The sequence below is a fragment of the Paenibacillus phytohabitans genome, from assembly GCF_013141775.1.
In the GTDB taxonomy this organism is placed as follows: Bacteria; Bacillota; Bacilli; order Paenibacillales; family Paenibacillaceae; genus Paenibacillus_AQ; species Paenibacillus_AQ phytohabitans.
In genome coordinates, this window is the sequence record NZ_WHOB01000090.1 from 1 (window position 1) to 2,032 (window position 2,032).

The window sequence follows — 2,032 nt, forward strand, 5'->3', positions numbered from 1 at the left end:
TTAAAGAAAAAACAGGCTTACAAATTTGCCCGAAAGCAAATCTGTAAGCCTGTTTATGATGATACCGGCGAGAGGACTCGAACCTCCACGGTTTCCCTCTCGATTTTGAGTCGAGCGCGTCTGCCATTCCGCCACGCCGGCAAATTATAAGTACATATCCCTTAAGGACACTTTGATTATTCAAGAAGTAAATATGGCGCGCCCTGAGAGATTCGAACTCCCGACCTTTTGATTCGTAGTCAAACGCTCTATCCAGCTGAGCTAAGGGCGCAAAATATGGAGCGGACGACGGGAATCGAACCCGCGACCCTCGCCTTGGCAAGGCGATGCTCTACCGCTGAGCCACGTCCGCACACGGTATGTATTCATTATGTTACTTAAATAAAAATGGCGGAACCGACGGGATTCGAACCCGCGATCTCCTGCGTGACAGGCAGGCATGTTAGGCCAACTACACCACGGTTCCAAAACAATTGCGGGGGCAGGATTTGAACCTGCGGCCTTCGGGTTATGAGCCCGACGAGCTACCGGGCTGCTCCACCCCGCGTCAGTAATAAATGTATTCACTTCTATATTGCAAGTCTCCATGGTGGAGGCTGAGGGGTTCGAACCCCCGACCCTCTGCTTGTAAGGCAGATGCTCTCCCAGCTGAGCTAAGCCTCCATCGAAGAAGCAACTTAATGATCATAACACATTCTCATGAGATATACAATCATTATTTATTTCAACCTTAGAGATTGAAGAAGATTATGGTGACTCGTATGGGATACTCTTCACTCCGTTACGAGATTGCGAAGTATTCCTTCCGAAGCCTATCCTCCAACGAACCCAGGGAGTTCTCATCCCATGATTCAAAGAAGATTATGGTGACTCGTATGGGATTCGAACCCATGTTACCTCCGTGAAAGGGAGGTGTCTTAACCCCTTGACCAACGAGCCATATCAACAAACAATCTTTCGACAACAAAAAGTATTATATCAAATATATGATTATAGTGCAATAGTAAACACAATAATTATTAAAATCTATTATCCTTCCACTTCAACACTATTCTGAACCGCCATTGCAGATCTTCCTTTTCTATTTCCCGGTCTCCAGCAGAGACATAATAATTCCAGCTACCTCTGGAATGGATATCTGCTCAGTGTCCACATAACACTCAAAGACCTTGTTCTCCAGCCCTGTAAGACATCTCTCCATCTGTACAGCAGCCCAGGATCTCCTGCCTTCACCACGGCCCTTCAGTCTGCTATACAGGGTCTCAGGGGAAGCAGTCAACGTGAAATGACGAACCACTATCCCTTCGCTTCTTAGTCTGCCCACAATCTGCATAAAGTAGTCTGGATCTACTAGGGTCATAGGTACAATAATCGTTCCACTATACTCTGAATCTATGTATTTAAGCATTGAATACGTAAGCTCACGCCAGAGCGGATGGCTCCGAAAATCGTTTTTTGACATGCCTCCTGGAAGGTTATCACGGATATAATAGCCGGCATTCTCCGGATCGAATACATAAGAATGTGGAATACTCCGGTGGAGCTCAATCGCCGTTTGCGTTTTTCCTGAACCAAAGGTTCCATTCAGCCAAATAATCACATACGCACCTCCCCGATACATACACCAATTATAATCCATATACAAATAGACTATATAAACCATACTTTAGATTACAACTAAATTAGTAACCGATTACTGCTTATGTGATACGTAATTTATTAAATTACCCACACCTGATTCGTCGCTTTCAGATTTGATATTCTTAAGTTACCACTGTACAGGCTTAAATGTTGTACGTATTTTGCATGAAATACAAGAATTGCCCGCTAATGTCACCTGTAGGAAGAGAAATGCTGCTTTTCATACAACATTTTTGGATTATAGCCGAGATTATGAGGAGAATGTTGTATTATGAGCAGGAATTTTAAATGCATTCCGTTTCTTCGCCTCAGGCAGCGGGCTAAAATCGTGAAATTCATGTGTTAACTGTACAACAAAAAACCACCGTTGAATATCAACAGTGGTCTTAAG

The 2,032-nt window shown here is 44.0% G+C and carries 1 protein-coding gene and 7 tRNA genes; all 8 read right to left on the reverse strand.

Translation table 11 applies throughout. The features are described from left to right. Window positions 1-62: 62 nt before the first annotated feature. Window positions 63-141: transfer RNA gene (locus GC101_RS30595), tRNA-Leu, on the reverse strand. 53 nt (window positions 142-194) lie between these two features. Next, a tRNA-Arg gene (locus GC101_RS30600) sits at window positions 195-271 on the reverse strand. A 6-nt stretch (window positions 272-277) separates the two neighbouring features. After that, window positions 278-352 (reverse strand) — tRNA-Gly (locus tag GC101_RS30605). Window positions 353-388: 36 nt separating this feature from the next. Then, window positions 389-466: transfer RNA gene (locus tag GC101_RS30610), tRNA-Asp, on the reverse strand. Window positions 467-473: 7 nt separating this feature from the next. Then, window positions 474-547 (reverse strand) — tRNA-Met (locus GC101_RS30615). 40 nt (window positions 548-587) lie between these two features. Further along, window positions 588-663: transfer RNA gene (locus GC101_RS30620), tRNA-Val, on the reverse strand. Between the two features lie 201 nt (window positions 664-864). Beyond that, window positions 865-939: transfer RNA gene (locus tag GC101_RS30625), tRNA-Glu, on the reverse strand. Between the two features lie 142 nt (window positions 940-1,081). Beyond that, the gene (locus GC101_RS30630; protein WP_171720429.1) at window positions 1,082-1,600 is read right to left on the reverse strand and encodes an AAA family ATPase; all 519 of its coding nucleotides are present in this window, start codon (window positions 1,598-1,600) and stop codon (window positions 1,082-1,084) included. Window positions 1,601-2,032: the final 432 nt, after the last annotated feature.